We start from the raw sequence: 22,651 nt of genomic DNA on the forward strand, positions 1-22,651 counted from the left end.
ACGAAGATTTAATGAAACGCCCGGACTATCGAACGCTGCAGGCGCTCGACGCCGTGATACGTGAACGAGGTTTCGAACGTGCCGCGCAGAAACTCTGTATAACGCAATCCGCGGTATCGCAGCGTATTAAACAATTGGAAAACCTGTTCGGCCAGCCGCTGCTGGTACGGACCGTCCCGCCCCGGCCAACGGAACAGGGCCAAAAGCTGTTGGCATTATTGCATCAGGTTGAATTGCTGGAAGATGAATGGCTTGGCAGCGATAACGGCGGCGACACCCCCCTGCTGTTATCCCTGGCGGTTAATGCCGATAGCTTGGCCACCTGGCTGCTGCCGGCGCTGAAACCGGTGCTGACCGATTCGCCCATCCGGCTCAATTTGCAGGTGGAGGATGAAACCCGTACTCAGGAACGCTTACGGCGTGGTGAAGTGGTGGGAGCGGTGAGTATCCAGCCACAGCCGCTGCCCAGTTGCCTGGTGGACCAATTGGGCGCCCTCGATTACCTGTTCGTGGCCTCGAAACCTTTTGCCGACCGCTACTTCCCGAACGGCGTCACCCGCAGCGCGCTGCTGAAAGCGCCGGCGGTGGCGTTCGATCATCTCGACGATATGCACCAGGCGTTTTTGCAGCAAAACTTCGATCTGCCGCCGGGCAGCGTACCCTGCCATATCGTCAACTCGTCGGAAGCGTTTGTCCAACTGGCCCGCCAGGGCACCACCTGTTGCATGATCCCCCATCTGCAAATCGAAAGGGAACTGGACAACGGCGAGCTGATTGATCTCACGCCGGGGCTGTTCCAGCGCCGGATGCTGTTCTGGCATCGTTTTGCGCCGGAAAGCCGGATGATGCGTAAAGTGACCGATGCCTTGCTATCCTATGGACGCAAGGCGCTGCGCCAGGTTTAAGGCTGGGGCCGCAGCTCGAACACCACGTCCACCTGATCGTCGAAACGGATGGTTTGCTGCGCGTAGGTTTGCGCGGCATCGGTTTGCGCCATGGCGTCATTGGCTTTGAACATCCGGGCCACCGGCATCGGCTGAAAGTTTGACACATGGTAGCGGATACTGAATATAGGCCCCAACTGGGTATTGAAGCCCGCAGCCAGCGCGCGGGCCTGGGAGGTGGCGTTTGCCATGGCCTGCGCAAGCGCCTTGTCGCGATAGGCGCCCGGATTGGCGACCCCAAACTCCACCGCCCTGATTTCGTTCAGGCCGGATTTCAGCGCGCCGTCCAGTATCTCATTGAGTTTATCCAGCTGCCGCACCGTAACCTGTACCTGGCGCACCGCACGGTAACCTCGAAGCACCGATTCGCCGGTTTTCAGGAAATCATAGTCGGGTTGGATCAGGAGATTGGCGGCAAAAATGTCTCGCTTTTCAACACCGCTTTTCGCCAGGAAATCAAAATATTGCGCCACGCGCGCATCGGCCTGATTTTTGGCATCGCCGGCGTCCTTGGACGAGATGGACACCACAATGGTCAGGGTGGCGATATCCGGCACCGCCTCCACGCTCGCAGTCCCCGAGGTAATCACATGGGGCCCGGCGGGCAGCTCCGCGGCCGGCGCCTGGGTCGATAGTACTCCCCACCCCACTATGGCGGCTAATGCCAATGCCTTTACCTTCATGATACCTCCCGTCGAGTTGAATTGCGTATGTACCCGCCGTCTTTCAGGTTGCGGCAAGGCGGCACGTTGAACGCTATTGCTGATGCAGCATATCATTACCGATTTTCGTCTTGTGGCCAGGTTATTTGCAGATATTTACCGTTTGGTTATGCTGCGCAGGCAGCTTAACGCACCGTACATCCGATAAAATATAGGAGGAGTCTTCAATCGGGGCATTTGAGACAACCTATACCCTATAGATTTCGAGTTGCGGGCAGGCGGCAAGCGAGAGAACCCCGATGAGCTTACACAAGTAAGTGATTCGGGTGAACGAACGCAGCCAACACACCTGCAACTTGAAACATGACGGGTATAGTCGGCCACGATAGCGGCCAGGCCTGGAAAGCCAGCTTCAACGCCACCATCCACATGACGATCCCCACAAACAGTTGGATGCCCCGTTGTACCGGCGGCCGGTTCAGCCAGGGGGAGAGACGCGCCGACAGCAGAGCCAGTGCGTAAAACCAGACCACGGAGGCGCCGATGGAGCCGGCGGCAAAAAAACGTCGCGCCATGGGCTCTAACTGGCCGCCGAGGCTGCCCAGCACCACCAGGGTATCCAGATAGACGTGGGGATTGAGCCAGGTCACCGCCAGCATGGTAATGACCACGCGTCGCCGGGTTGAGGGGCGCATTTCGGTTTGGGACGCTATTGCCCCGCCGCCGCGCCAGGCATGTCTGACGGCGGTATAGCCATAGACGGTGAGAAAGATCACTCCGGCCAGGGTGACCCCTTGCAGCAGGATGGACGATCGCGACAGCAGCGCGCTGCCGCCGAATACGCCCGCCATAATCAGTATCATGTCGCTGAGCAGGCACAGGGAAGCGATCAGCAGGTGGTGTTGCCGCCGGATGCCTTGATTCATCACCAGCACATTTTGTGGTCCCAGCGGGACTATGGTCGCCATGCCCAGGGCAAATCCCTGGAAAAATATTGCCAACACGCCGTATTCCTTCAGTTATTCAATAGCAAATACCGGCAGTGTAGTGAAAAGCGGCCATCAGTTGAAATGGAAATTTCTAATTAATAATTAGCAAAACTAATAATGAGGGGGGGGGGGTGGCCCGAGGGCAGCGGGCCGGGCTGCGGGGGGGCACCCATCAGCATCCGCTCACGTTGACCGGCTCGTTGTCACGGTCGGTGATAGCGGGCCTACCGTGCTGTGGGCGCTCGGTCGGGCAGAAAAACCATGCCCGATTCGACCCGGCCTCAGCAAACGCGGTCTCCCTTTAACACGCGTTCACTTTGACAGGCTCGTTGTCAGGTTAGGTGATAGCGGGCCTAGCGCGCCGTAGGGCGCTCCGGCGGGCGGAAAAACCACGCCCGCTTCGACCCTATCGGCACGCTCTCCCTTTAACACGCGCTCACTTTGACAGGCTCGTTGTCATGTTCGGTGATCGCGGGCCTACCGTGCTGTGGGATTGTCGGTCGCTGGAGCCGGTTTTTTGCTTTCGTCCTCGTTGGCGGCATTCTGCGGCTTGGGGGTGCGGTACATATGCACATCCATTTGCGAGTAAGGTATGCCGATTTGACGCTCATCGAAGGCATGTTTGAATTTTTCAAGCCAGTCAAAGTTCACATTTTGCAGGTCGCCGCTTTTCACCCAGGCCCGCACCATAAAATCCAGTGACGACGCCCCCAGATTATTAAGTCCCACGGTAATGCCCAGATTTTTCAGCACGCGGCTGTCCGCATTAATGATATCGGTAATCACCTTTTTGACCGTATTGATATCAGCGTCGTAGCTGACGCTGATGGTGAGATTCACCAGCCGGTTAGGTTCGCGGGAAAAATTGGTGATATTGCCTGCCAGGATCTTATTATTGGGCAGTACGATCAGTAATCCGTCGTAGGTGCGCACGGTGGTGGAAAAAATCTGCACGATCAGCACCGTGCCGGCGGTACCGGCGAAGTCCACATACTCGCCGGCGCGAAAGGGCCGGAAGGTCACCAGCAGGACCCCTGCGGCAAAATTGGACAGCGACCCTTGCAGGGCCAAACCCACCGCCAGGCCGGCGGCGCCGATAACCGCGATGACCGAGGCGGTTTGAACGCCCACCCGCCCCAGCGCGGCGATCACCGTAAAGATGATGATGCCGTAACGGATAATCGCCGACAGGAAGTCAGCCACCGTGATATCGATGTGACGCGCCCGCATGAGTTGATTGATGGTGCGGGAAATCACTTTGGCGATAAGGATCCCGGCAATGAGGATGATGATGGCGGCAACGACATTCACCGCGTAAGAAACCAGTAACTGCTCGTTATTGGCCAGCCAGTTGCCGGCATGGTCGATTTTATCGACGACGTTTAGGTCTTCCATTCTGTTTTCCTGCCCTCTGGTGTATTGCGAAAAAAAACCGGCCGGCCGTAACTGCCGACGACAACGGAGTTTCTTAAGCCTAACCAATAATCGTTTTCAGTGCCAATTTACGGCAGAAAAAAGAGCAGGAATATTCCTATATTTCATTATGTTAAAGGCCTCCAAATCGGAGGCCTTTTATCAAAACATTTATTGCCGAACGGGAAATTACAATACGTCGACAGCGTTCAGTTCATGGAATGCCAGTTCAAGACGGGCAGCCATGGACGCTTGGCCGGCACGCAGCCAGGCGCGCGGATCGTAGTATTTCTTGTTTGGTTTATCGTCGCCTTCAGGGTTGCCCAACTGCGATTCCAGATAACCGGCGTTCTTGTGGTAGTACTTCAGAATACCTTCCCAGGTTGCCCATTGGGTATCGGTATCGATGTTCATTTTAACCACGCCGTAGCTCACCGCTTCCTTGATTTCTTCCGGGGTGGAGCCCGAACCGCCGTGGAACACCAGGTTCAGGGAATTAGCCGGCAAGCCGTATTTTTCGGAAACGAATTTTTGCGAGTTATCCAGGATTTTCGGGGTCAGTTTCACGTTGCCCGGCTTGTAAACTCCATGCACGTTACCGAAAGAAGCGGCGATGGTGAAACGGGGGCTGATGGCATTCAACTTTTCATACGCATAAGCAACGTCTTCCGGCTGGGTATACAGCGAAGAATTGTCCAAATGGCTGTTATCGACGCCGTCTTCTTCACCACCGGTGCAGCCCAGTTCGATTTCCAGGGTCATATTGATCTTTGCCATACGGGCCAGATATTTACTGCAGATGGCAACGTTTTCTTCCAGCGGCTCTTCCGAAAGATCGATCATATGGGAAGAGAACAACGGCTTACCGGTCTTGGCGAAATGTTTTTCGCCGGCGTCAAGCAGGCCGTCAAGCCAGGGCAGCAGTTTTTTGGCGCAGTGGTCGGTGTGCAGGATGACCGGCACGCCGTAATGTTCAGCCATATGGTGCACATGCAGCGCACCGGAAATAGCGCCCAGCACGGACGGAGTCTGGCCTTCAGCCTTCAGGCCTTTGCCGGCGATAAACGCCGCGCCGCCGTTGGAAAACTGAACGATGACCGGCGCGCGCACTTTGGCGGCGGCTTCCAGCACGGCATTGATTGAATCGGTGCCTACGCAGTTAGCGGCGGGCAGAGCAAAGTGGTTTTCCTTCGCTACGGCAAACACTTTCTGTACATCGTCACCGGTGATGACACCTGGTTTTACAATATCAAAAATCTTAGACATATTGCTTTGTCCTGTTTTGTAGGCCATTAAAAAAGAGGAATCGGACACCGTTGCCCCGAACAGCCTTCGCAACGGCGGAAGCGGGCGCCGATGACGCGCGCCCGGCTGACCGTTGCGTTACTGTTTAGCGCGCTCTTCCAGCATTACCACGGCCGGCAGTTTTTTACCTTCCACAAACTCCAGGAACGCGCCGCCACCGGTGGAAATATAGGAAATTTGATCGGCGATGCCGAACAGATCGATTGCCGCCAGGGTATCGCCGCCGCCTGCAATGGAGAAGGCTTCGCTTTCAGCGATGGCCCTGGCGACGATTTCGGTACCTTTACGGAAATTAGGGAACTCAAACACACCTACCGGACCGTTCCAAAGAATGGTCTTGGCATTTTTCAGGATTTCCGCCAGCTGGGCGGCGGAGGCATCACCGATATCAAGCACCTGTTCATTATCTTTGATATCGCTGGCCGATTTCAGGGTCGCCGCGGCGGTTTCGGAGAATTCGGTGGCGACACGCACGTCGGCGGGCACCGGAATTTCACAGATTTGCAGCAGGCGTTTGGCTTCCGGGATCAGATCGGCTTCATACAGGGATTTACCGACATTGTGACCCTGGGCGGCGATAAAGGTATTGGCAATGCCGCCGCCGACAATCAGCTGGTCGGCAATTTTTGACAACGAGTCCAACACGGTCAGTTTAGTGGACACCTTGGAGCCGCCGACGATGGCAACCATCGGCCGCGCCGGGTTGCCCAGGGCTTTACCCAGCGCTTCGAGCTCATTGGACAGCAACGGACCGGCACAGGCCACCGGGGCAAATTTGCCGACGCCGTGGGTGGACGCCTGGGCGCGATGGGCGGTGCCGAAGGCATCCATCACATAGACGTCGCACAGGGCGGCATATTTTTTCGACAGGGTTTCGTCGTCTTTCTTTTCGCCTTTATTAAAGCGAACGTTTTCCAACACCACCAGCTCACCGGCGGCCACGTCCACGCCGTCCAGGTAATCCTTGGCCAGACGAACCGGTGACGACAGCTTTTCCTTCAGATAATTGACCACCGGCAGCAATGAGTATTCTTCATTATATTCGCCTTCGGTGGGACGGCCGAGATGGGACGTTACCATTACATGCGCGCCTTGTTTTAGCGCGGCTTCGATGGTAGGTAATGAAGCGCGGATGCGCGCGTCCGACGTGACTTTCCCGTCTTTAACCGGAACATTCAGATCCGAACGGATAAGCACTCGTTTACCAGCCAGATCCAGATCAATCATCTTAATTACAGCCATGGTGAACCCTCTTGTTTGATTCTTGTAAAGTTGCCTGAGCGGCGAAAGGAGTCTTACCCCTCCGCCGGACGAGAAGCCTTTTGCGGATGTTGACCACGCTTTGCCGCGCAGTCTGCAGTCTTAACACACCCTTCCCCCGGGAACGTTGCCGGGAATGCTTCACCGGCCCGGGTAATGCCATTTACCGCCCGGAACAGCGCGGGGAAGGGTGAAATCATTCGGAACCCAAGATCATTTTGTACAGTCAACTATATCACGAAATAAACCCGCTGCCGTTTTTTGCGATGGGGCCGGGAGTGCGCATACCTCCCGCCCAAAGCCGGTTTTAGACAAGATATCGGACTAAAATGGCGCAAGGGCAGAAGGTTTCGCCGCGCTAATATAGCCTGCGTATAATCGGGATTAACGTCAACTGAAACGCTTCAGCTAGAATAATCAAAAAAACCCCCTTACGGAATATTTTTGATAAATTTGTGACGCAGGTCCGCTTAATGGGTTAAAAAATCAGCATTTAAACGGTTTAGAGCGCAATATTTGCCGGATTAACCCGCGAACGGGACGAAAAAAGGCCCCGGAAACTTCTCCGGGGCACAGATCATGGGGAATGTCGTTTTATCACCCGGGTTTATCGAACCGGGTCCGACGAAACCGAGTGATAACCCTTATCCCACCAAGGTATGGGCTTTATCCAATACGTTCTCAACGGTGAAACCAAACAGCTTGAACAGCTCTTCGGCCGGGGCCGACTCACCGAAACCGGTCATGCCGATAATCGCCCCGTTCAGTCCCACGTATTTGTACCAGTAATCGGCGATACCGGCCTCAATGGCCAGACGCGCCGACACCGCCTTGGGCAGCACCGCTTCGCGATAGGACGCATCCTGCAAATCGAACACTTCCGGCGAAGGCAATGATACCACCCGGACCTTGCGGCCTTCCCCGCTCAGTTTTTCCCAGGCGGATACCGCCAGCGCCACTTCCGAACCGGTGGCGATGATAATCAGCTCAGGCGTGCCGTCGGCATCCTTGAGGATATAACCGCCGCGGGCGATATCCGACAGCTGCTGCGGCGTGCGTTCCTGCTGAGCCAGATTTTGCCGGGACAATACCAGGGTGCTCGGGCCGTGGGCGTGTTCAATCGCCTGCTGCCAGGCCACGGCGGATTCCACCTGATCGCAGGGCCGCCAGGTGCGCATATTCGGCGTCAGGCGCAGGCTGGCCAGCTGTTCCACCGGCTGATGGGTCGGGCCGTCTTCACCCAGACCGATAGAGTCGTGGGTATAGACATAAATGGAGCGGATTTTCATCAGCGCCGCCATGCGCACCGCGTTGCGGGCGTACTCGACAAACATCAGGAAGGTGGCGGTATAGGGAATAAAGCCGCCATGTACGGCAATACCGTTGGCTATGGCGGTCATGCCGAACTCGCGCACGCCGTAGTGGATATAGTTGCCCCCCTGGTTGTCGCCGAGAGAGACCGATTTCGACCAAATGGTGAGATTGCTGGGAGCCAGGTCGGCGGAGCCGCCCAAAAATTCCGGCAGCAGCGGACCGAACGCTTCCAAGGCATTTTGCGATGCTTTACGGCTGGCGATACTGGCCGGATTGCCCTGGAGCTTTTCAATATAGGCACGGCTCTGCTGCTGCCAGTCGGCGGGCAGGCGGCCTTCGGTGCGGCGTTTGAACTCCGACGCCAGCTCCGGGAAGGCTTTTTCGTAAGCGGCGAATTTTTCGTTCCACGCGGCCTCGCGGGCGGCGCCGGCGGCTTTGGCATCCCAGGCGTCGTAAATGTCACGGGGGATAACAAACGGCGCTTCGGTCCAACCCAACTGCTTGCGGGTGGCGGCCACTTCGGCGTCACCCAGGGGGGCGCCGTGGGCATCATGGGAACCGGCCTTGTTCGGCGAACCGAAGCCAATCACCGTTTTGCACATCAGCAGCGAGGGCTTGTCGGTAACGGCCTGGGCCTGTTCAATGGCGGCCTTGATGGATTCGGCGTCATGTCCGTCCACGCCGCGCACCACGTGCCAGCCGTAGGCTTCAAACCGTTTGGCGGTATCGTCGCTGAACCAGCCTTCCACATGCCCGTCGATGGAGATGCCGTTGTCGTCGTAAAACGCCGTCAGCTTGCCGAGCTTCATGGTGCCCGCCAGTGAACAGACTTCGTGGGAAATCCCCTCCATCATGCAGCCGTCGCCCATGAACACATAGGTGTGATGATCAACGATGTCATGGCCCGGGCGGTTGAACTGCGCCGCCAGGGTGCGTTCGGCAATGGCCATGCCCACTCCGTTGGCAATGCCCTGCCCCAGGGGACCGGTGGTGGTTTCCACGCCGTCGGTGTAACCGTATTCCGGGTGGCCCGGGGTTTTGGAATGCAGCTGGCGGAAATTTTGCAGCTCGGACATCGGCAGGTTATAGCCGGTGAGATGCAGCAGGCTGTAAAGCAGCATGGAGCCGTGGCCATTGGACAAGACAAATCGATCACGTCCGGCCCATTTCGGGTTGGACGGATTGTGCTGCAGATAGTCGCGCCACAGGACTTCGGCGATATCGGCCATACCCATAGGAGCGCCGGGATGGCCGGATTTAGCTTTTTGCACAGCATCCATGCTTAAAGCGCGAATGGCATTTGCCAATGTTTTACGGGGTGTCATTTTTATACTCCAGTTCGGATTGAATAGTGTCTCGTTGACCAAGCTATGTAAAATCAATCACTTAACTTCAGAGACCAAGAAAAAAATATCGCTAAATGTAACCTAAATTGGTGATAAATGTATATGCAGGAATGCGCGAAATATAAGGTGAGAATCGGGCGAAAGGAGGATAGGGCCGCCAAGGGCGGGGAAGAACGGGTTGTTTCCAGCAGCATGGGCGCTGAGGAAAGGGTCGGGTTGAAGCTTCGGCGATCGCGGGCCTACCGTGCCATAGGGCTACTCCGGCGGCCGGAAAAACCACGGCCGCTTCGACCCTATTGGCGCGGTCTCCCTTTAACACGCCCGGTTCCAGCTTCAGTGGTTGCGGGCCTACCGTGCCATGAGGCACTCGGTCGGGCGGAAAAACCACGCCCGATTCGACCTCATTGGCGCGGTCTCCCTTTAACACGCCCGGTTCCAGCTTCAGTGGTTGCGGGCCTACCGTGCCATGAGGCGCTCGGGCGGCCGGAAAAACCACGGCCGCTTCGACCTCATTGGCGCGGTCTCCCTTTAACACGCCCGGTTTCACATTTGATGATCGCGGGCCTTTAACACGCCCGATTCAGCCTTCGATGAAGGGTTAACCTTGCTCCATCAGGCTTTCTTCGCGCCTTGGATATAGAGCATTTCCAGGGCCAGCGTGGCGGCGGCCAGGGCGGTGATTTGCGCGTGATCGTAGGATGGCGCCACTTCCACCAGATCCATGCCGACGATATTCAGCGATTGCAGACCGCGCACCAGCTTCAAGGCCCGATCGGTGCTCAGCCCGCCGATTACCGGCGTACCGGTACCCGGCGCACAGGCCGGATCCAGGCAGTCGATATCAAAGGTCAGGTACACCGGTAAATCGCCTACAATCCCCTTTACCTGGGCCAGAATGTCTTCCACGCCGCGATCGTTAACCTGCGCCGCGTCCAGCACGGTGAAGCCGTTGTCGCGGTCATATTCGGTGCGGATGCCGATTTGCACCGAATGCCTGGGATCGATCAATCCCTCGTTGGGGGCGTGGAAGAACATGGTGCCGTGGTCGAATTTGCTGCCGTTGGCATAGGTATCGGTGTGGGCGTCGAAATGCACCAGGGCCATTTTGCCAAACTGCTTGGCATGGGCCCGCAGCAGGGGCAGCGTGACAAAATGATCGCCGCCGAAGGAGAGCAGGCGTTTGCCCGCCGCCAGCAGGCGTTCCGCATGCAGCTGCAGTTTGTCGCTGAAATCCTGTGCGTCGCCGAATTCAAATACCAGGTCGCCGCAATCCACGACCTTCAGGCGCTGGCGCACGTCAAAATCCCACGGCCAGCGGCAGCCTTCCCAGGCCAGATTGGTGGAAACCTGCCGAATAGCCGCCGGACCGTGGCGGCTGCCGGAACGCCCGCTGGTGGCCATGTCAAAAGGAATCCCGGTGATAACCCAATCGGCATCGCTGTCGTAGGGGTTGAATTCCAATGGCAGCCGCAGAAAACCGAACGCATTGGAAACCAGAGAGTTATCATATTGATGGCCCAGGGTACTCATATTTATTCCTTCACTATTCATCTCATTCATCTTCAAGGTAAGTGTAGCCATATAGACCGGCCTCGAACTCCTCGAGGAATTCCGCCTGCAGCGCCGGATCAAGATCGGTCTCTTTCACCTGGTCGCGGAAGCGGGCAAGCAGCACATCCGGCTCAAGCTGAACATATTGCAGCATATCGGCCACGGAATCCCCTTCATCGGATTCATTCAGCTCAACGCTGCCGTCTTTAAAGACAAACACGTCCACCGCCGCGGTATCGCCGAACAGATTATGCATATTGCCGAGGATTTCCTGATAGGCGCCCACCATGAAAAATCCCAGCAGCGGAGGGTTATCCACATCATAAGGCGGCATCGGCATGGTGGTGGCGATGCCGTCGCCGTCGATATAATGATCGATGGTGCCGTCGGAGTCGCAGGTGATGTCCAGCAACACCGCGCGGCCTTCGGGGGGCTTGTCCAGCCCTTCCAGCGGCAGCACCGGGAACAGTTGATCGATGCCCCAGGCATCCGGCATCGACTGGAACAGCGAGAAGTTCACATACAGCTTGTCCGCCATGCGCTCCTGCAGTTCATCGATGATGGGGCGATGGGCGCGGTTGCTGGGATCCAGCTGTACCTGGATCATGCGGCAAATATTCAGGTAAAGCTGTTCCGCCCAGGCCCGCTGGGTCAGATCAAGCATGCCGTGGGTGTATTGGGTATGGACATCGTGCAGATCCATCTGGCTGTCATGGAGCCATTCGCGCAGGGAGCGGCGATTGAGCGGCTCCTGCATTTCCTGCCAGGTCTGCCACAGGCTTTCCAGCGCCCGCGGCGCGTCTTCATCCGGCGGGTTCGGCTCGCTGAATTCGTTACGCTCGACGCCGATAATGTTCGATACCAGCACCGTATGATGGGCGGTGACCGCCCGGCCGGATTCGGTTATCACCGTGGGATGCGGCAGATCAAACTCATTACAGGCGTCGCCGATGCCCCAAATCACATTATTGGCGTATTCGTTAAGACCGTAGTTGGCGGAGCAGTCCGACTGGGAACGGGTGCCCTCGTAATCCACCCCCAGGCCGCCGCCCACATCGAAACACTCGATGTTAACCCCCAGCCGGTGGAGTTCCACATAAAACCGCGCCGATTCGCGCACGCCGGAAGCGATATCGCGGATATTGGACAGTTGGGATCCCAGATGGAAATGCAGCAGTTGCAGACTGTCGAGCCGGCCTTTGCTGCGCAGGAGTTCCACCAGTTGCAGGACCTGGACCGCCGCCAGCCCGAATTTTGATTTTTCGCCGCCGCTGGATTGCCATTTGCCGGAGCCCTGCGACGCCAGACGGGCGCGCACGCCGAGACGGGGCACCACGTTCAGCCGCTCGGCCTCTTCCAGCACCAGCTTGATTTCGGTGAGCTTTTCAATCACCAGATAAACCTTGTGGCCCAGCTTCTCGCCAATCAGCGCCAGGCGGATATACTCGCGGTCTTTATAGCCATTGCAGACGATCACGGTGCGGGTCATGCCTGCATGGGCCAATACCGCCATCAATTCCGCCTTGGAACCCGCTTCCAGTCCCAGGGGCTCGCCGGAATTGATCAGGGATTCAATCACCCGGCGATGCTGGTTCACCTTAATGGGATAAACCAGAAAATAGCCGCCTTGATAACCAAAGGATTCCCGGGCGCGTTTAAAGGCGCCGTTAATGGAACGCAGCCGGTGCTGGAGGATTTGCGGAAAGCAAAACAGCGCCGGCAACCGCTGGCCGTCGTTTTGCCGCTCTTTGACCAGTTCGGCCAAATCCACCCGCGCATCGGGAAAATCCGGATCCGGGCATACGCTGATATGGCCCAGTTCATTGACATCAAAGTAGTTGTTGCCCCAGTACGCGACGTTGTAGGTGCGCATCATTTTACTGGCATCGCTGTCATTCATGGCGACCTCCTGCATGGAACGCAAAGTGTCATGTGGGCCGGTGCGGTGAGGCCCTTGGTGTTTTTGATCATCAAACATGATGTTGCTCTCTCCCACGGTTCACGTTGATGATCCCGTGCACCGTTTTTACAGCGTAAAAACCACCGTCGGTGGCATAGTTAAGCGTGCGCGCGCAGGCCGCCAACAGCAATAAACGCCGCCGGATGCAGCCGGCATCCGGTACATCGGTACCATAATTGTAAAACACCTTGATGAACTCCGTGCTACGGGAAGAAGACGCCCATGAAAAATGGGTCGTATGAAATGCCTGATGCAACCGGCCCTGTTGTCGCCGGATTGGTTGCCGGATTGATTACCGGATTGGCTGCCAAATCAGTTGCCGGCGCATGAATAGTCGGTCCAGGCAGCGGGCACCACGCCGGAATATCGGTAACATCGGCGAGAAACAAAGTACAACGCGGAATAAGTATAGGTTACCGGGCGTGCCGGACAGAGGAGAACAGGGTCGGTGACGACCGATGAAATGCGGATCATTAACAGTGCCACCCCCGGGATAGCGCACCCGACGGCGTGGAAGCCTGGCCGGTGCAAATAAAAAGTTACAAGATGTAAATGAAAGCCATTCACATCCCGCTGTTCATGCGCGCGAATTTATACAACCAACGCCGCGAAAATGCAAAATGAAAATCATGACAAGGCATGTTTTAGGGGGAAATCATCGCCGTTACCCCTTTGGCTGACACATTTCAGCAGAAAAATTGCTGGCGTTTCCACGACCGGGTGTCCTAGAATAGCCATCCAGAAGTTAATCCATCTATACCCGTCATACTTCATATTACAGGTGCGTTGGCTTTACTCGCTCACCCCAGTCACTTACTTGAGTAAGCTCCTGGGGATTCGCTGCGTCGCCGCCTTCCTGTAACTCGAATTATTTTGGGTATCACCGATTAACTCAGCGACTCACTGCTTAATAATTTTAATCCGCGGGACGTTGCAGGACGCGTAACACCATCTGCGGAAAATCGCTTTTCCCGGTGGTTTATCCACAGCGCTACGCAGTCATTTCTAACCCGTATTCTAAGGTAAAGAGACCGATGGCTAAACACCTATTTACGTCCGAATCCGTTTCAGAAGGACATCCTGATAAAATCGCGGATCAAATTTCCGATGCCGTGCTTGATGCGATCCTGGCTCAGGATCCGAAAGCCCGAGTGGCCTGCGAGACCTATGTGAAAACCGGTATGGTGCTGGTTGGCGGAGAAATCACCACCAGCGCCTGGGTGGATATTGAAGAATTGACCCGCAGAACCATTCGCGAAATCGGTTATATCAATTCGGAAATGGGTTTTGACGCCAACTCGTGCGCCGTGCTCAGCGCTATCGGCAAACAATCCCCCGATATCAACCAGGGCGTGGACCGTACCGATCCCCTGGAACAGGGTGCGGGGGATCAGGGCCTGATGTTCGGTTACGCCACCAACGAAACCGACGTATTGATGCCCGCGCCGATCACCTACGCCCATCGCCTGGTTTCACGCCAGTCACAGGTGCGGAAAAACGGCACACTGCCCTGGCTGCGCCCGGATGCCAAGAGCCAGGTCACCTTTGCCTACGATAACGATAAAGTCGTCGGTATAGATACCGTGGTACTGTCCACCCAGCATTCCGATGACATCTCGCTGAAGGATCTCCATGAAGCTGTAATGGAAGAGATCATCAAGCCGGTGCTGCCGGCTGAATGGCTTTCACCCTCAACCAAATATTTCATCAATCCCACCGGTCGTTTTGTTATCGGCGGCCCCATGGGGGATTGCGGCCTGACCGGACGTAAAATCATCGTCGATACCTACGGCGGCATGGCTCGCCACGGTGGCGGCGCATTCTCCGGCAAGGATCCGTCCAAGGTCGACCGCTCAGCCGCTTATGCCGCCCGTTATGTCGCCAAGAATATCGTGGCCGCGGGTCTGGCCAGCCGCTGTGAAATCCAGGTGTCTTATGCCATCGGCGTGGCTGAACCTACCTCTATCTCCATCGAGACGTTCGGCACCGGCAAAATAGACGACGAAAAATTGATCCCGCTGGTGCGTGAATTCTTCGATTTGCGCCCGTACGGTTTGATCACCATGCTTGATTTACTGCAGCCGATTTACCGTGAAACCGCCGCATATGGACATTTTGGCCGCGAACATTTCCCTTGGGAAAAAACCGACCGGGCGCATTTGCTGCGTGATGCCGCCGGTTTAAAATAAGCAGTAAACTTATTATTTAGCGCGAAAATTTCATTTTCGGCTACGCTCACTAAACGGCGATCGTGATGATCGTCGTTTTTTTTATGAATTTTTTGAAACCGATTACAGTATTGCATTCCCATCAATTTCATTCAGTTAAATCACCATTAGCATAATAATTTTTTTTGTCCACCGCTTCGTTTTCAGCTATAGCTAATAGAGGGCGAATTGCGGCTTTTCCGACGGCAGAAAAACATGCATTTTGAGTGGTTATAATCGCCGGCACAGCCATAAATGCTTACCAAACAAAAATATGTGAGTGTAATCGATTACATAGTTGTGATCTGACGCACATATCGTCCGCGCGCATTTACATAACATACATAATTATTAATTTACGAAGTTATTAGGGAGGTACTATGAGTACTGCCAAACATAGGTCAGGCAGCTCTAATGCTCGCATAACCTTTTTTGTCTGTTTTATGGCCGCACTTGCCGGCTTGCTTTTTGGCTTGGATATCGGCGTGATTGCCGGCGCCTTGCCCTTCTTGTCAAAAGATTTCCAAATCACGCCGCATGAACAGGAATGGGTGGTCAGTTCGATGATGTTCGGCGCGGCGGTGGGTGCCGTGGGTGCCGGTTGGCTCTCCGCGAAACTGGGCCGTAAATACAGCCTGCTGATTGGCGCTTTGCTGTTTGTCGTCGGCTCGTTATGTTCCGCGTTCGCCCCCAATACCGAATTTCTCATTGTTGCCAGGGTTATCCTCGGCCTGGCGGTGGGTGTCGCCTCTTACACCGCGCCACTGTACCTGTCCGAAATCGCGCCGGAAAAAATCCGCGGCAGCATGATTTCCATGTACCAATTGATGATTACCATCGGCATCCTGGCGGCCTATCTGTCCGATACCGGTTTTAGCTACAGCGGATCCTGGCGCTGGATGCTGGGGGTGATAACCATTCCCGCGGTATTGCTGTTCATCGGCGTTCTGTTCCTGCCGGGCAGCCCGCGCTGGCTGGCGGCGCGAGGACGTTTTATCGAAGCGCAGAAAGTGCTGGATATGCTGCGGGATACTTCGGCACAGGCCAAAAACGAACTGGATGAAATCCGCGAAAGCCTTAAGATCAAGCAAAGCGGCTGGGCATTGTTCACCAGCAACGGCAACTTCCGCCGGGTAGTGTTTCTGGGCATCTTGTTACAGGTAATGCAACAGTTCACCGGCATGAACGTCATCATGTATTATGCGCCGAAGATTTTCGGCATCGCCGGATTCTCCGGTACCGCTGATCAAATGTGGGGAACGGTCATCGTCGGTCTGGTGAACGTCCTGGCCACCTTTATCGCCATCGGCCTGGTAGATCGCTGGGGCCGCAAACCCACCCTCACGCTGGGTTTCCTGGTAATGGCCGTGGGCATGGGCGTGCTGGGTACGCTACTGCATATCGGGGTCGAAACCGATTTCAGAAAATACTTCGCCATTGTCATGCTGATGCTGTTTATCGTCGGTTTCGCCATGAGCGCCGGTCCGCTGATTTGGGTACTGTGTTCTGAAATACAGCCCCTGAAAGGCCGTGATTTCGGTATCACCGTTTCCACCGCCACCAACTGGATTGCCAATATGATTGTCGGCGCCACCTTCCTGACCATGCTGGATAAATTGGGCAACGCCAATACCTTCTGGGTCTATGGCGGCCTGAACGTCCTGTTTATCCTCCTGACTTACTGGTTGATACCGGAAACCAAAAACATCTCCCTCGAACATATCGAGCGCAACCTGATGACCGGCAAATCCTTGCGTGAAATAGGCGATCGCGCCTAAACACTGCCGGGCGCGGATTAACGTGAGCGCGTGTTTGCCAAAGTGAGCGCGTGTTAAAGGGAGACCGTGCTGATGGGGTCGAATCGGGCATGGTTTTTCTGCCCGACCGAGCGCCCCACAGCATGGTAGGCCCGCTATCACCGAACGTGACGACAAGCCCGCCAAAGTGAGCGCGTGTTAAAGGGAAACGCGTGCATCGGACGTGCAACGAGCGTGTTAAAGGGAGACCGTGCTGATGGGGTCGAATCGGGCATGGTTTTTCTGCCCGACCGAGCGCCCCACAGCGCGGTAGGCCCGCGATCACCCAACGTGCAGCAAACGTGTTAAAGGACACCGCGCCCAACAGATCAAAAGCGGCCGGCCCGACGCCATCGGGCCACCCCCCCACTTGCCCCGGCCTCAAAGCTGGTTTATCTTGCTCTCATGAAACCGATCCGCATCCCCATAGCTCTTCAGCAGGCCGTCATGCAGTGCTTGCGCGAAAACTTGCGCTTGGCCGGCCAGCACTTTAACTACGAATTTCCTGAACCGGCGCTAACCTATCGGCAACGGGGCACCTCGGCGGGCACCGCCTGGCTGGAAAAATGGGAAATCCGCATCAATCCGGTACTCTTACTGGCCAACCAGGCCAACTTTATTGATGAAGTCATCCCCCATGAGCTGGCGCATTTACTGGTTTTTCGCCAGTTTGGCCGCGTGGCGCCCCATGGCAAGGAATGGCGTTGGATGATGGCCGAAGTCCTGAAATCCGACCCCCGACGCACCCATGAATTCGATCTCACCACCGTACGCACCCATACCTATCCTTACGCATGCGGCTGCCGGCGCCATGATTTAACCGTCCGCCGTCATAATCGCATCCGCCGCGGCGAAGCCACCTATCGCTGCCGCCAGTGCGGCAATATCCTCCATTACGATGAAAACGCCTGACTCACTTTACATAATCAATGCCTGCTCACTCCCCTTGGAATTCCTATCTTTTTCCGTTAATAACAGAACCTTTTGATCCATATCTGCGAAGAATATTCCCAAAACCCTTTTGCGACGGGCAAATTCCCCCCTTCGATTTGCCTGCAACCTCAGTATTCGCTACGCTGCGTTTTTCCTTTTGTTGAATGACCGTTATGCCAAATAGAACTCTCCTGGCTTTTTCAATATCCTTAGTCTCTTCCCTCTTCTTGCTGCTGATGCCCACCGCCGCACCGGCGAAAGGGATTAATAACTTCAGCCAGGCCAAGGCGGCGGCGGTTAAAATCAACCAGGACGCCCCAGGCAGCTTTTACTGCGGCTGTAAAATCACCTGGCAAGGTAAAAAAGGCACCCCGGACCTGGCTTCTTGCGGTTATCAAATTCGCAAAAGCGCCCTGCGCGCCAACCGTATCGAATGGGAGCATGTGGTACCGGCCTGGGAGTTCGGTCACCAGCGGCAATGCTGGCAAAACGGCGGCCGCAAACACTGCGCCGAAGACGCCGGCTACCGGCAAATGGAAAATGATTTGCATAACCTGCAGCCCGCCGTCGGCGAAGTCAACGGCGACCGGGAAAATTTCCAGTACGGCCAATGGAACGGCGGTGAAGGGCAATACGGCCAATGCGCCATGAAAATCGATTTCAAGAATAAGCTGGCGGAGCCGCCGGCCCGCGCCCGGGGCGCCATTGCCCGTACTTATTTTTATATGCGCGATCGCTATCAGTTGCACCTGTCCCACCAGCAAACCCAGCTGTTCGAGGCCTGGGACCGGCTTTATCCGGTCACGCAGTGGGAATGCCAACGAGACCGGCGCATCGAGGCGGTGCAAGGCAATGCCAATCCTTATGTACAGCGTGCTTGCCAGCCATAAAACCCCTGACCTACTATAGGACTTCCCGATGCGCGGCTATACGGCGCCGGAAAGCGACTCCAGGCTGTGCAATCGCCCCGCGCAGCAGTATATTTTTGGCATCAAGACTAAAGCGAAAACAGCATGCGTATACCGCGTATCTATCATGCCGGGCCGCTCCCGGCCGAGGGCAGCGTGACACTCAGTGAAGACGCGGCCCATCACCTGACCCGGGTGCTGCGCCTGTCCGAAGGACAGCCATTGCACCTTTTTGACGGCAGCAATCATGTCTTCGAGGCACAGATTGCCGTGGCGGGCAAAAAAAACGTCGTGGCCCGTGTACACGCCGCGCTTCCCCAGGACTGTGAATCACCCTTACACCTGCATTTGGGCCAGGTCATGTCCCGAGGCGAAAAAATGGAGTTCACCATCCAGAAATCCATCGAATTGGGGGTAAATGTCATTACCCCATTGTTTTCGGAGCGCTGCGGCATCAAGCTGGATGGGGAACGCCTGACGAAAAAGATCCAGCAGTGGCAGAAAATCGCCATCGGCGCCTGTGAACAATGCGGCCGCAACACCCTGCCGCAGATACGCGACGCCATGAATCTCGCTGACTGGTGCGCGGAACAAGAACCGGGACTGAAACTGAACCTGCATCCGCGAGCCCGTCACAGCATCAATACCCTGCCCCTGCCGGTGGAACGGGTACGGCTGCTTATTGGTCCGGAAGGAGGACTGTCCTCCGAAGAAATTGCCATGACCTCCAGCCACGGATTTACCGAAATCCAGCTGGGGCCCCGAGTTTTGCGCACAGAAACCACAGCGCTCACCGCTATTACGGCTTTACAGGTTCGTTTCGGTGATCTGGGTTAAAGGAGAAATGAATGATCAAGATCGGCATTGTTATGGACCCCATTTCGTCCATCAACATCAAGAAAGATACCAGTTTCGCCATGCTGCTCGAGGCGCAACGCCGCGGCTGGCAGATTCACTACATGGAAATGAGTTCGCTCTACCTGCGCGGCGGCGAAGCCCGGGCCACCACCCGGCTGTTGGCGGTAAAACAGGATTATGACGACTGGTACAGCTTTCACGACGAGCAGGACATTGAGCTGGGTTCCCTCGACGTCATCCTGATGCGCAAGGATCCGCCGTTTGACACCGAGTTCATCTATGCCACCTATATCCTGGAGCGGGCCGAAGACAAGGGCGCCCTGATTGTCAATAAACCCCGCAGCCTGCGCGATTGCAATGAAAAACTGTTCACCGCCTGGTTTGCCCGCCATACCCCCGATACGCTGGTGAGCCGCCGGGACGACCATATCCGCGCTTTTTGGCAGCAGCACGGGGATATCATTCTCAAACCCCTGGACGGCATGGGCGGTACCTCCATATTCCGGGTGAAACAGGAAGATCCCAATCTGACGGTCATCATTGAAACCCTTACCGGCTACGGCCAGCACTTTTGCATGGCGCAGAATTTCCTGCCGGCCATAAAGGATGGCGACAAACGGGTATTGGTGGTGGACGGTGAACCGGTGCCTTACTGCCTGGCGCGCATTCCTAAAACCGGTGAAACCCGCGGCAACCTGGCGGCCGGCGGCCGGGGCGAGGCCCGTGCGCTGACGGAAAGCGATTGGAAAATCGCCCGCGACGTGGGCCCGGTATTAAAAGAAAAGGGCCTGATCTTTGTCGGTCTGGATATCATCGGCGACAAGCTGACGGAGATAAACGTCACCAGTCCTACCTGCGTGCGGGAAATTGAAGCCGCATTCCCCATCTCCATCACCGGCATGCTGATGGACGCCATTGAAAAAAGGCTGGGCTAGGGAAAAAACTGATTTGCAGTCGGTCGCAAGAGGATTTATCTTGCGACCAGTGACTTATTGGCCATTTACCCGCATACTTGCTCTTCGCCTATTTATTACACTCTTCATATAAAAAAAGTCAGAATGAATTTACAGCATCACTTTCTTATCGCCATGCCCTCACTCCAGGATCCGTTATTCAAACGCTCAGTGATCTATGTCTGCGAACATAACGACGAGGGGGCCATGGGACTCATCATCAATAAGCCGGTGGAGCAATTCACCGTGGAAAGCGTGCTCCTTAAGCTAAAAATCACGCCGACGGACAGGGATCCCGCCATCCGGCTGGATAAACCGGTATTTGCCGGCGGCCCGCTGGCGGACGATAGGGGTTTTATCCTCCACACCCCTTGCGAGGGATTCGGCTCCAGTATCTCTATTTCCGAAGAGACCATGATAACTACCTCCAAAGACGTGCTGGAAACCCTCGGTACGGCCCAACAGCCGCAGGATGTGTTGGTGGCGCTAGGTTACTCCGGCTGGGAAAAAGGCCAGTTGGAAGAAGAAGTGCTGGAAAACGCCTGGCTGACCATCCCCGCCGACAGCGATATTCTGTTCCGCACCCCCATAGCGTCCCGCTGGCGCGAGGCGGCGCGAAAATTGGGTATCGATATACATAATATCGCCAACGAAGCGGGCCATGCATAATGTCCAGTCGAACCATGATGGCGTTTGATTTCGGCACCAAAAGCATCGGCGTGGCCATCGGCCAGGAAATCACCTGCACCGCCCGTCCGTTAACGGCATTCAAAGCGCAGGAAGGGGTTCCCGACTGGCTACAGGTGGAAAAATTGTTACATGAGTGGCAACCGGATGTGGTGGTGGTGGGACTGCCGTTGAATATGGACGGCAGCGAACAGCCGCTCACCCTGCGGGCGCGCAAGTTCGCCAACCGTCTGCACGGCCGTTTCGGCTACGAGGTTGTGCTGCACGATGAGCGGTTAAGCACCGTGGAAGCCCGCGCTGGTTTATTCGAACGCGGGGGATTCCGTGCCTTGAGCAAGGGCCGGGTCGATGCCGGCTCCGCGGTCATCATCCTGGAAAGCTACTTTGAACAGCAGATGACCGGGAACACCCCTCATTCCAGATAAAACACCGGTTTCAATTCCGCGCTCACCGGGCTGTCATCTTCGTTGGACGGCATCACGGCGGTCATGTATTTCCACCAGCGCCGGCATACCTCGGTTTGCGCCACTGCATTCCAGCGCTCCTCCGATTCCATTTCAACATAAGCAAACAGCAGGTGGCGTTTTTCATCCATAAAAATGCTGTAGTGATGAGCGCCGTGGGCCTTGAGGGTTTGCGCCAGCTCCGGCCAAATCGGGTTGTGGCGCTGTCGGTACTCCTCGTGGGCGTCCGGGTTCACCTGCATGATAAAAGCCTTTCTAATCATTTTGCACGTCCAACGCCGCCGCCATCGGGGTCACCTCGAACCGGCGGCCCAGGGCAATCAGTTCCTCCCGGCTGATAGTGTGTTTCTTCCCGCCCATGGAACGAACTTTCACCATGATTTCCGCTGCCTTTTCCGCGGTATCGATAAGCCCGAAAGCATCGTCAAGGGTGGGGCCGCTGGCGAAGATCCCGTGGAACGGCCACAAAACCAGCGGATGGGACTCCATTTGTTTCGCGGTGGCCGTGCCGATGCCGTCGGTGCCCGGCACCATCCACGGCACGATGCCCACGCCGTCGGGGAACACCACAAGGCATTCGGTGCTGCCTTCCCATAATTCGCGGGTAAAGCGGGCGCTGTCCAGATCCAGCACATAGCTCAGGGCAATAAGATTGGTGGCATGGCAATGCATGATCACCCGGTTGCCGCCCTTCGTCACCTGCATGCGCACCACATGGGACTGGAAATGAGACGCCAGTTCGGAGGTGGGCAAACCGCCGGCGGTCAGGCCCCAAAGGATACTGTAGCCGTTACCTTCGGCATTGACCTGCAGCAACACCAGATTGTCCGACGGGGATAACTGCACATTGCGCATAAACTTGCCCGAGCCGGTAACCAAAAAGTAGGTATTGGCCAATTCCGGCACTGCCTGGGTCAGGGATTCCTTACGCGGCTGGGGGCTGAATTCCGTGCGGTACGGCGCCACATCCTCCGGTGTCAGACGCAGGCTGACGTTACCGCCATTGCGCTCATCCCAACCTTTAAGCCACATGTCGGTGGTGGCTTTGACCATTCCCTGTACGAACCAGGAAGAAAGTATGGTTTGCATAACTCATTATCC

At 56.1% G+C, this 22,651-nt stretch carries 20 protein-coding genes and 1 pseudogene; 9 read left to right on the forward strand and 12 right to left on the reverse strand.

Translation table 11 applies throughout. The annotated features are described in order from the left end of the window. The first annotated feature begins 11 nt into the window (after nt 1–11). On the forward strand, nt 12–905 hold the full coding sequence (locus HB631_RS08120) for a LysR family transcriptional regulator ArgP (RefSeq protein ID WP_213990648.1): 894 nt from the start codon (nt 12–14) through the stop codon (nt 903–905). Here HB631_RS08120 and HB631_RS08125 read toward each other — a convergent pair. The 9 genes and pseudogenes from HB631_RS08125 to HB631_RS08165 all read right to left on the reverse strand — a co-directional run bounded on the left by HB631_RS08125 (nt 902) and on the right by HB631_RS08165 (nt 12,931). Beyond that, the gene (locus tag HB631_RS08125; protein ID WP_213990649.1) at nt 902–1,627 is read right to left on the reverse strand and encodes an oxidative stress defense protein; all 726 of its coding nucleotides are present in this window, start codon (nt 1,625–1,627) and stop codon (nt 902–904) included. The two genes, HB631_RS08120 and HB631_RS08125, sit on opposite strands and share 4 nt — an antisense overlap. Before the next feature lie 365 nt (nt 1,628–1,992). Next, a pseudogene (locus HB631_RS08130) lies at nt 1,993–2,610 on the reverse strand (LysE family transporter); the annotation flags it as partial. Between the two features lie 462 nt (nt 2,611–3,072). Further along, on the reverse strand, nt 3,073–3,990 hold the full coding sequence (mscS, locus tag HB631_RS08135) for a small-conductance mechanosensitive channel MscS (RefSeq protein ID WP_213990651.1): 918 nt from the start codon (nt 3,988–3,990) through the stop codon (nt 3,073–3,075). Nucleotides 3,991–4,197: 207 nt separating this feature from the next. Then, entirely contained in the window at nt 4,198–5,274 is a 1,077-nt protein-coding gene (fbaA, locus tag HB631_RS08140) for a class II fructose-bisphosphate aldolase (RefSeq protein ID WP_213990652.1), read from the reverse strand. A 117-nt stretch (nt 5,275–5,391) separates the two neighbouring features. Then, nucleotides 5,392–6,555, reverse strand: coding sequence for a phosphoglycerate kinase (pgk, locus tag HB631_RS08145; RefSeq protein WP_213990653.1), 1,164 nt, complete (start codon nt 6,553–6,555; stop codon nt 5,392–5,394). Between the two features lie 662 nt (nt 6,556–7,217). Continuing rightward, on the reverse strand, nt 7,218–9,212 hold the full coding sequence (gene tkt, locus HB631_RS08150; RefSeq protein WP_213990654.1) for a transketolase: 1,995 nt from the start codon (nt 9,210–9,212) through the stop codon (nt 7,218–7,220). A 633-nt stretch (nt 9,213–9,845) separates the two neighbouring features. Further along, entirely contained in the window at nt 9,846–10,763 is a 918-nt protein-coding gene (gene speB, locus HB631_RS08155) for an agmatinase (RefSeq protein WP_213990655.1), read from the reverse strand. 22 nt (nt 10,764–10,785) lie between these two features. Further along, the gene (speA, locus tag HB631_RS08160) at nt 10,786–12,762 is read right to left on the reverse strand and encodes a biosynthetic arginine decarboxylase (protein ID WP_213990656.1); all 1,977 of its coding nucleotides are present in this window, start codon (nt 12,760–12,762) and stop codon (nt 10,786–10,788) included. Next, the gene (locus HB631_RS08165; protein WP_213990657.1) at nt 12,755–12,931 is read right to left on the reverse strand and encodes a hypothetical protein; all 177 of its coding nucleotides are present in this window, start codon (nt 12,929–12,931) and stop codon (nt 12,755–12,757) included. Before HB631_RS08165 ends, speA begins: the two co-directional genes overlap by 8 nt. An 847-nt stretch (nt 12,932–13,778) precedes the next feature. On the opposite strand from HB631_RS08165, the gene metK reads away from it, so the two are divergent. After that, nucleotides 13,779–14,933 (forward strand): methionine adenosyltransferase, encoded by a 1,155-nt coding sequence (metK, locus tag HB631_RS08170; protein WP_213990658.1) that lies wholly within the window; start codon nt 13,779–13,781, stop codon nt 14,931–14,933. A 127-nt stretch (nt 14,934–15,060) separates the two neighbouring features. Here the strand turns inward: metK and HB631_RS08175 are convergent, their stop codons facing one another. Beyond that, entirely contained in the window at nt 15,061–15,204 is a 144-nt protein-coding gene (locus HB631_RS08175; RefSeq protein ID WP_213990659.1) for a hypothetical protein, read from the reverse strand. Between the two features lie 127 nt (nt 15,205–15,331). Between HB631_RS08175 and HB631_RS08180 the strand changes: the two genes are divergently transcribed. The 7 genes from HB631_RS08180 (at nt 15,332) to ruvX (ending at nt 21,511) form a co-directional block, all read left to right on the forward strand. Continuing rightward, nucleotides 15,332–16,729, forward strand: a complete 1,398-nt coding sequence (locus HB631_RS08180; protein ID WP_213990660.1) for a sugar porter family MFS transporter — start codon at nt 15,332–15,334, stop codon at nt 16,727–16,729. 423 nt (nt 16,730–17,152) lie between these two features. Beyond that, nucleotides 17,153–17,659, forward strand: coding sequence for a SprT family zinc-dependent metalloprotease (locus HB631_RS08185; RefSeq protein WP_213990661.1), 507 nt, complete (start codon nt 17,153–17,155; stop codon nt 17,657–17,659). Between the two features lie 194 nt (nt 17,660–17,853). Further along, on the forward strand, nt 17,854–18,570 hold the full coding sequence (endA, locus tag HB631_RS08190; protein WP_213990662.1) for a deoxyribonuclease I: 717 nt from the start codon (nt 17,854–17,856) through the stop codon (nt 18,568–18,570). Nucleotides 18,571–18,693: 123 nt separating this feature from the next. After that, nucleotides 18,694–19,425: a 16S rRNA (uracil(1498)-N(3))-methyltransferase gene (rsmE, locus tag HB631_RS08195; RefSeq protein WP_213990663.1), complete on the forward strand. Its 732-nt coding sequence runs from the start codon at nt 18,694–18,696 to the stop codon at nt 19,423–19,425. An 11-nt stretch (nt 19,426–19,436) separates the two neighbouring features. Next, a complete protein-coding gene (gene gshB / locus HB631_RS08200; RefSeq protein WP_213990664.1) occupies nt 19,437–20,381 on the forward strand; it encodes a glutathione synthase in 945 nt (314 codons plus the stop codon). A gap of 123 nt (nt 20,382–20,504) precedes the next feature. Continuing rightward, entirely contained in the window at nt 20,505–21,068 is a 564-nt protein-coding gene (locus HB631_RS08205) for a YqgE/AlgH family protein (protein WP_213990665.1), read from the forward strand. Beyond that, nucleotides 21,068–21,511, forward strand: a complete 444-nt coding sequence (ruvX, locus tag HB631_RS08210; RefSeq protein WP_213990666.1) for a Holliday junction resolvase RuvX — start codon at nt 21,068–21,070, stop codon at nt 21,509–21,511. Before HB631_RS08205 ends, ruvX begins: the two co-directional genes overlap by 1 nt. On the opposite strand, the gene rhaM is transcribed toward ruvX, so the two are convergent. Both rhaM and rhaD read right to left on the reverse strand, forming a co-directional pair. Next, a complete protein-coding gene (gene rhaM, locus HB631_RS08215) occupies nt 21,499–21,813 on the reverse strand; it encodes an L-rhamnose mutarotase (RefSeq protein ID WP_213990667.1) in 315 nt (104 codons plus the stop codon). The genes ruvX and rhaM overlap by 13 nt on opposite strands. After that, nucleotides 21,806–22,639: a rhamnulose-1-phosphate aldolase gene (gene rhaD, locus HB631_RS08220; RefSeq protein ID WP_213990668.1), complete on the reverse strand. Its 834-nt coding sequence runs from the start codon at nt 22,637–22,639 to the stop codon at nt 21,806–21,808. Before rhaD ends, rhaM begins: the two co-directional genes overlap by 8 nt. Nucleotides 22,640–22,651: the final 12 nt, after the last annotated feature.

The organism is Sodalis sp. dw_96, assembly GCF_018449575.1.
Lineage (GTDB): Bacteria > Pseudomonadota > Gammaproteobacteria > Enterobacterales > Enterobacteriaceae > Acerihabitans.

Bases quoted from the DNA above. Each gene is read 5' to 3' on its own strand.
- HB631_RS08120 (WP_213990648.1), top strand. From the start codon at position 12: ATGAAACGCCCGGACTATCGAACGCTGCAGGCGCTCGACGCCGTGATA.
- HB631_RS08125 (WP_213990649.1), bottom strand. From the start codon at position 1,627: ATGAAGGTAAAGGCATTGGCATTAGCCGCCATAGTGGGGTGGGGAGTA.
- mscS (WP_213990651.1), bottom strand. From the start codon at position 3,990: ATGGAAGACCTAAACGTCGTCGATAAAATCGACCATGCCGGCAACTGG.
- fbaA (WP_213990652.1), bottom strand. From the start codon at position 5,274: ATGTCTAAGATTTTTGATATTGTAAAACCAGGTGTCATCACCGGTGAC.
- pgk (WP_213990653.1), bottom strand. From the start codon at position 6,555: ATGGCTGTAATTAAGATGATTGATCTGGATCTGGCTGGTAAACGAGTG.
- tkt (WP_213990654.1), bottom strand. From the start codon at position 9,212: ATGACACCCCGTAAAACATTGGCAAATGCCATTCGCGCTTTAAGCATG.
- speB (WP_213990655.1), bottom strand. From the start codon at position 10,763: ATGAGTACCCTGGGCCATCAATATGATAACTCTCTGGTTTCCAATGCG.
- speA (WP_213990656.1), bottom strand. From the start codon at position 12,762: ATGTTTGATGATCAAAAACACCAAGGGCCTCACCGCACCGGCCCACAT.
- metK (WP_213990658.1), top strand. From the start codon at position 13,779: ATGGCTAAACACCTATTTACGTCCGAATCCGTTTCAGAAGGACATCCT.
- HB631_RS08175 (WP_213990659.1), bottom strand. From the start codon at position 15,204: ATGGCTGTGCCGGCGATTATAACCACTCAAAATGCATGTTTTTCTGCC.
- HB631_RS08180 (WP_213990660.1), top strand. From the start codon at position 15,332: ATGAGTACTGCCAAACATAGGTCAGGCAGCTCTAATGCTCGCATAACC.
- HB631_RS08185 (WP_213990661.1), top strand. From the start codon at position 17,153: ATGAAACCGATCCGCATCCCCATAGCTCTTCAGCAGGCCGTCATGCAG.
- endA (WP_213990662.1), top strand. From the start codon at position 17,854: ATGCCAAATAGAACTCTCCTGGCTTTTTCAATATCCTTAGTCTCTTCC.
- rsmE (WP_213990663.1), top strand. From the start codon at position 18,694: ATGCGTATACCGCGTATCTATCATGCCGGGCCGCTCCCGGCCGAGGGC.
- gshB (WP_213990664.1), top strand. From the start codon at position 19,437: ATGATCAAGATCGGCATTGTTATGGACCCCATTTCGTCCATCAACATC.
- HB631_RS08205 (WP_213990665.1), top strand. From the start codon at position 20,505: ATGAATTTACAGCATCACTTTCTTATCGCCATGCCCTCACTCCAGGAT.
- ruvX (WP_213990666.1), top strand. From the start codon at position 21,068: ATGTCCAGTCGAACCATGATGGCGTTTGATTTCGGCACCAAAAGCATC.
- rhaM (WP_213990667.1), bottom strand. From the start codon at position 21,813: ATGATTAGAAAGGCTTTTATCATGCAGGTGAACCCGGACGCCCACGAG.
- rhaD (WP_213990668.1), bottom strand. From the start codon at position 22,639: ATGCAAACCATACTTTCTTCCTGGTTCGTACAGGGAATGGTCAAAGCC.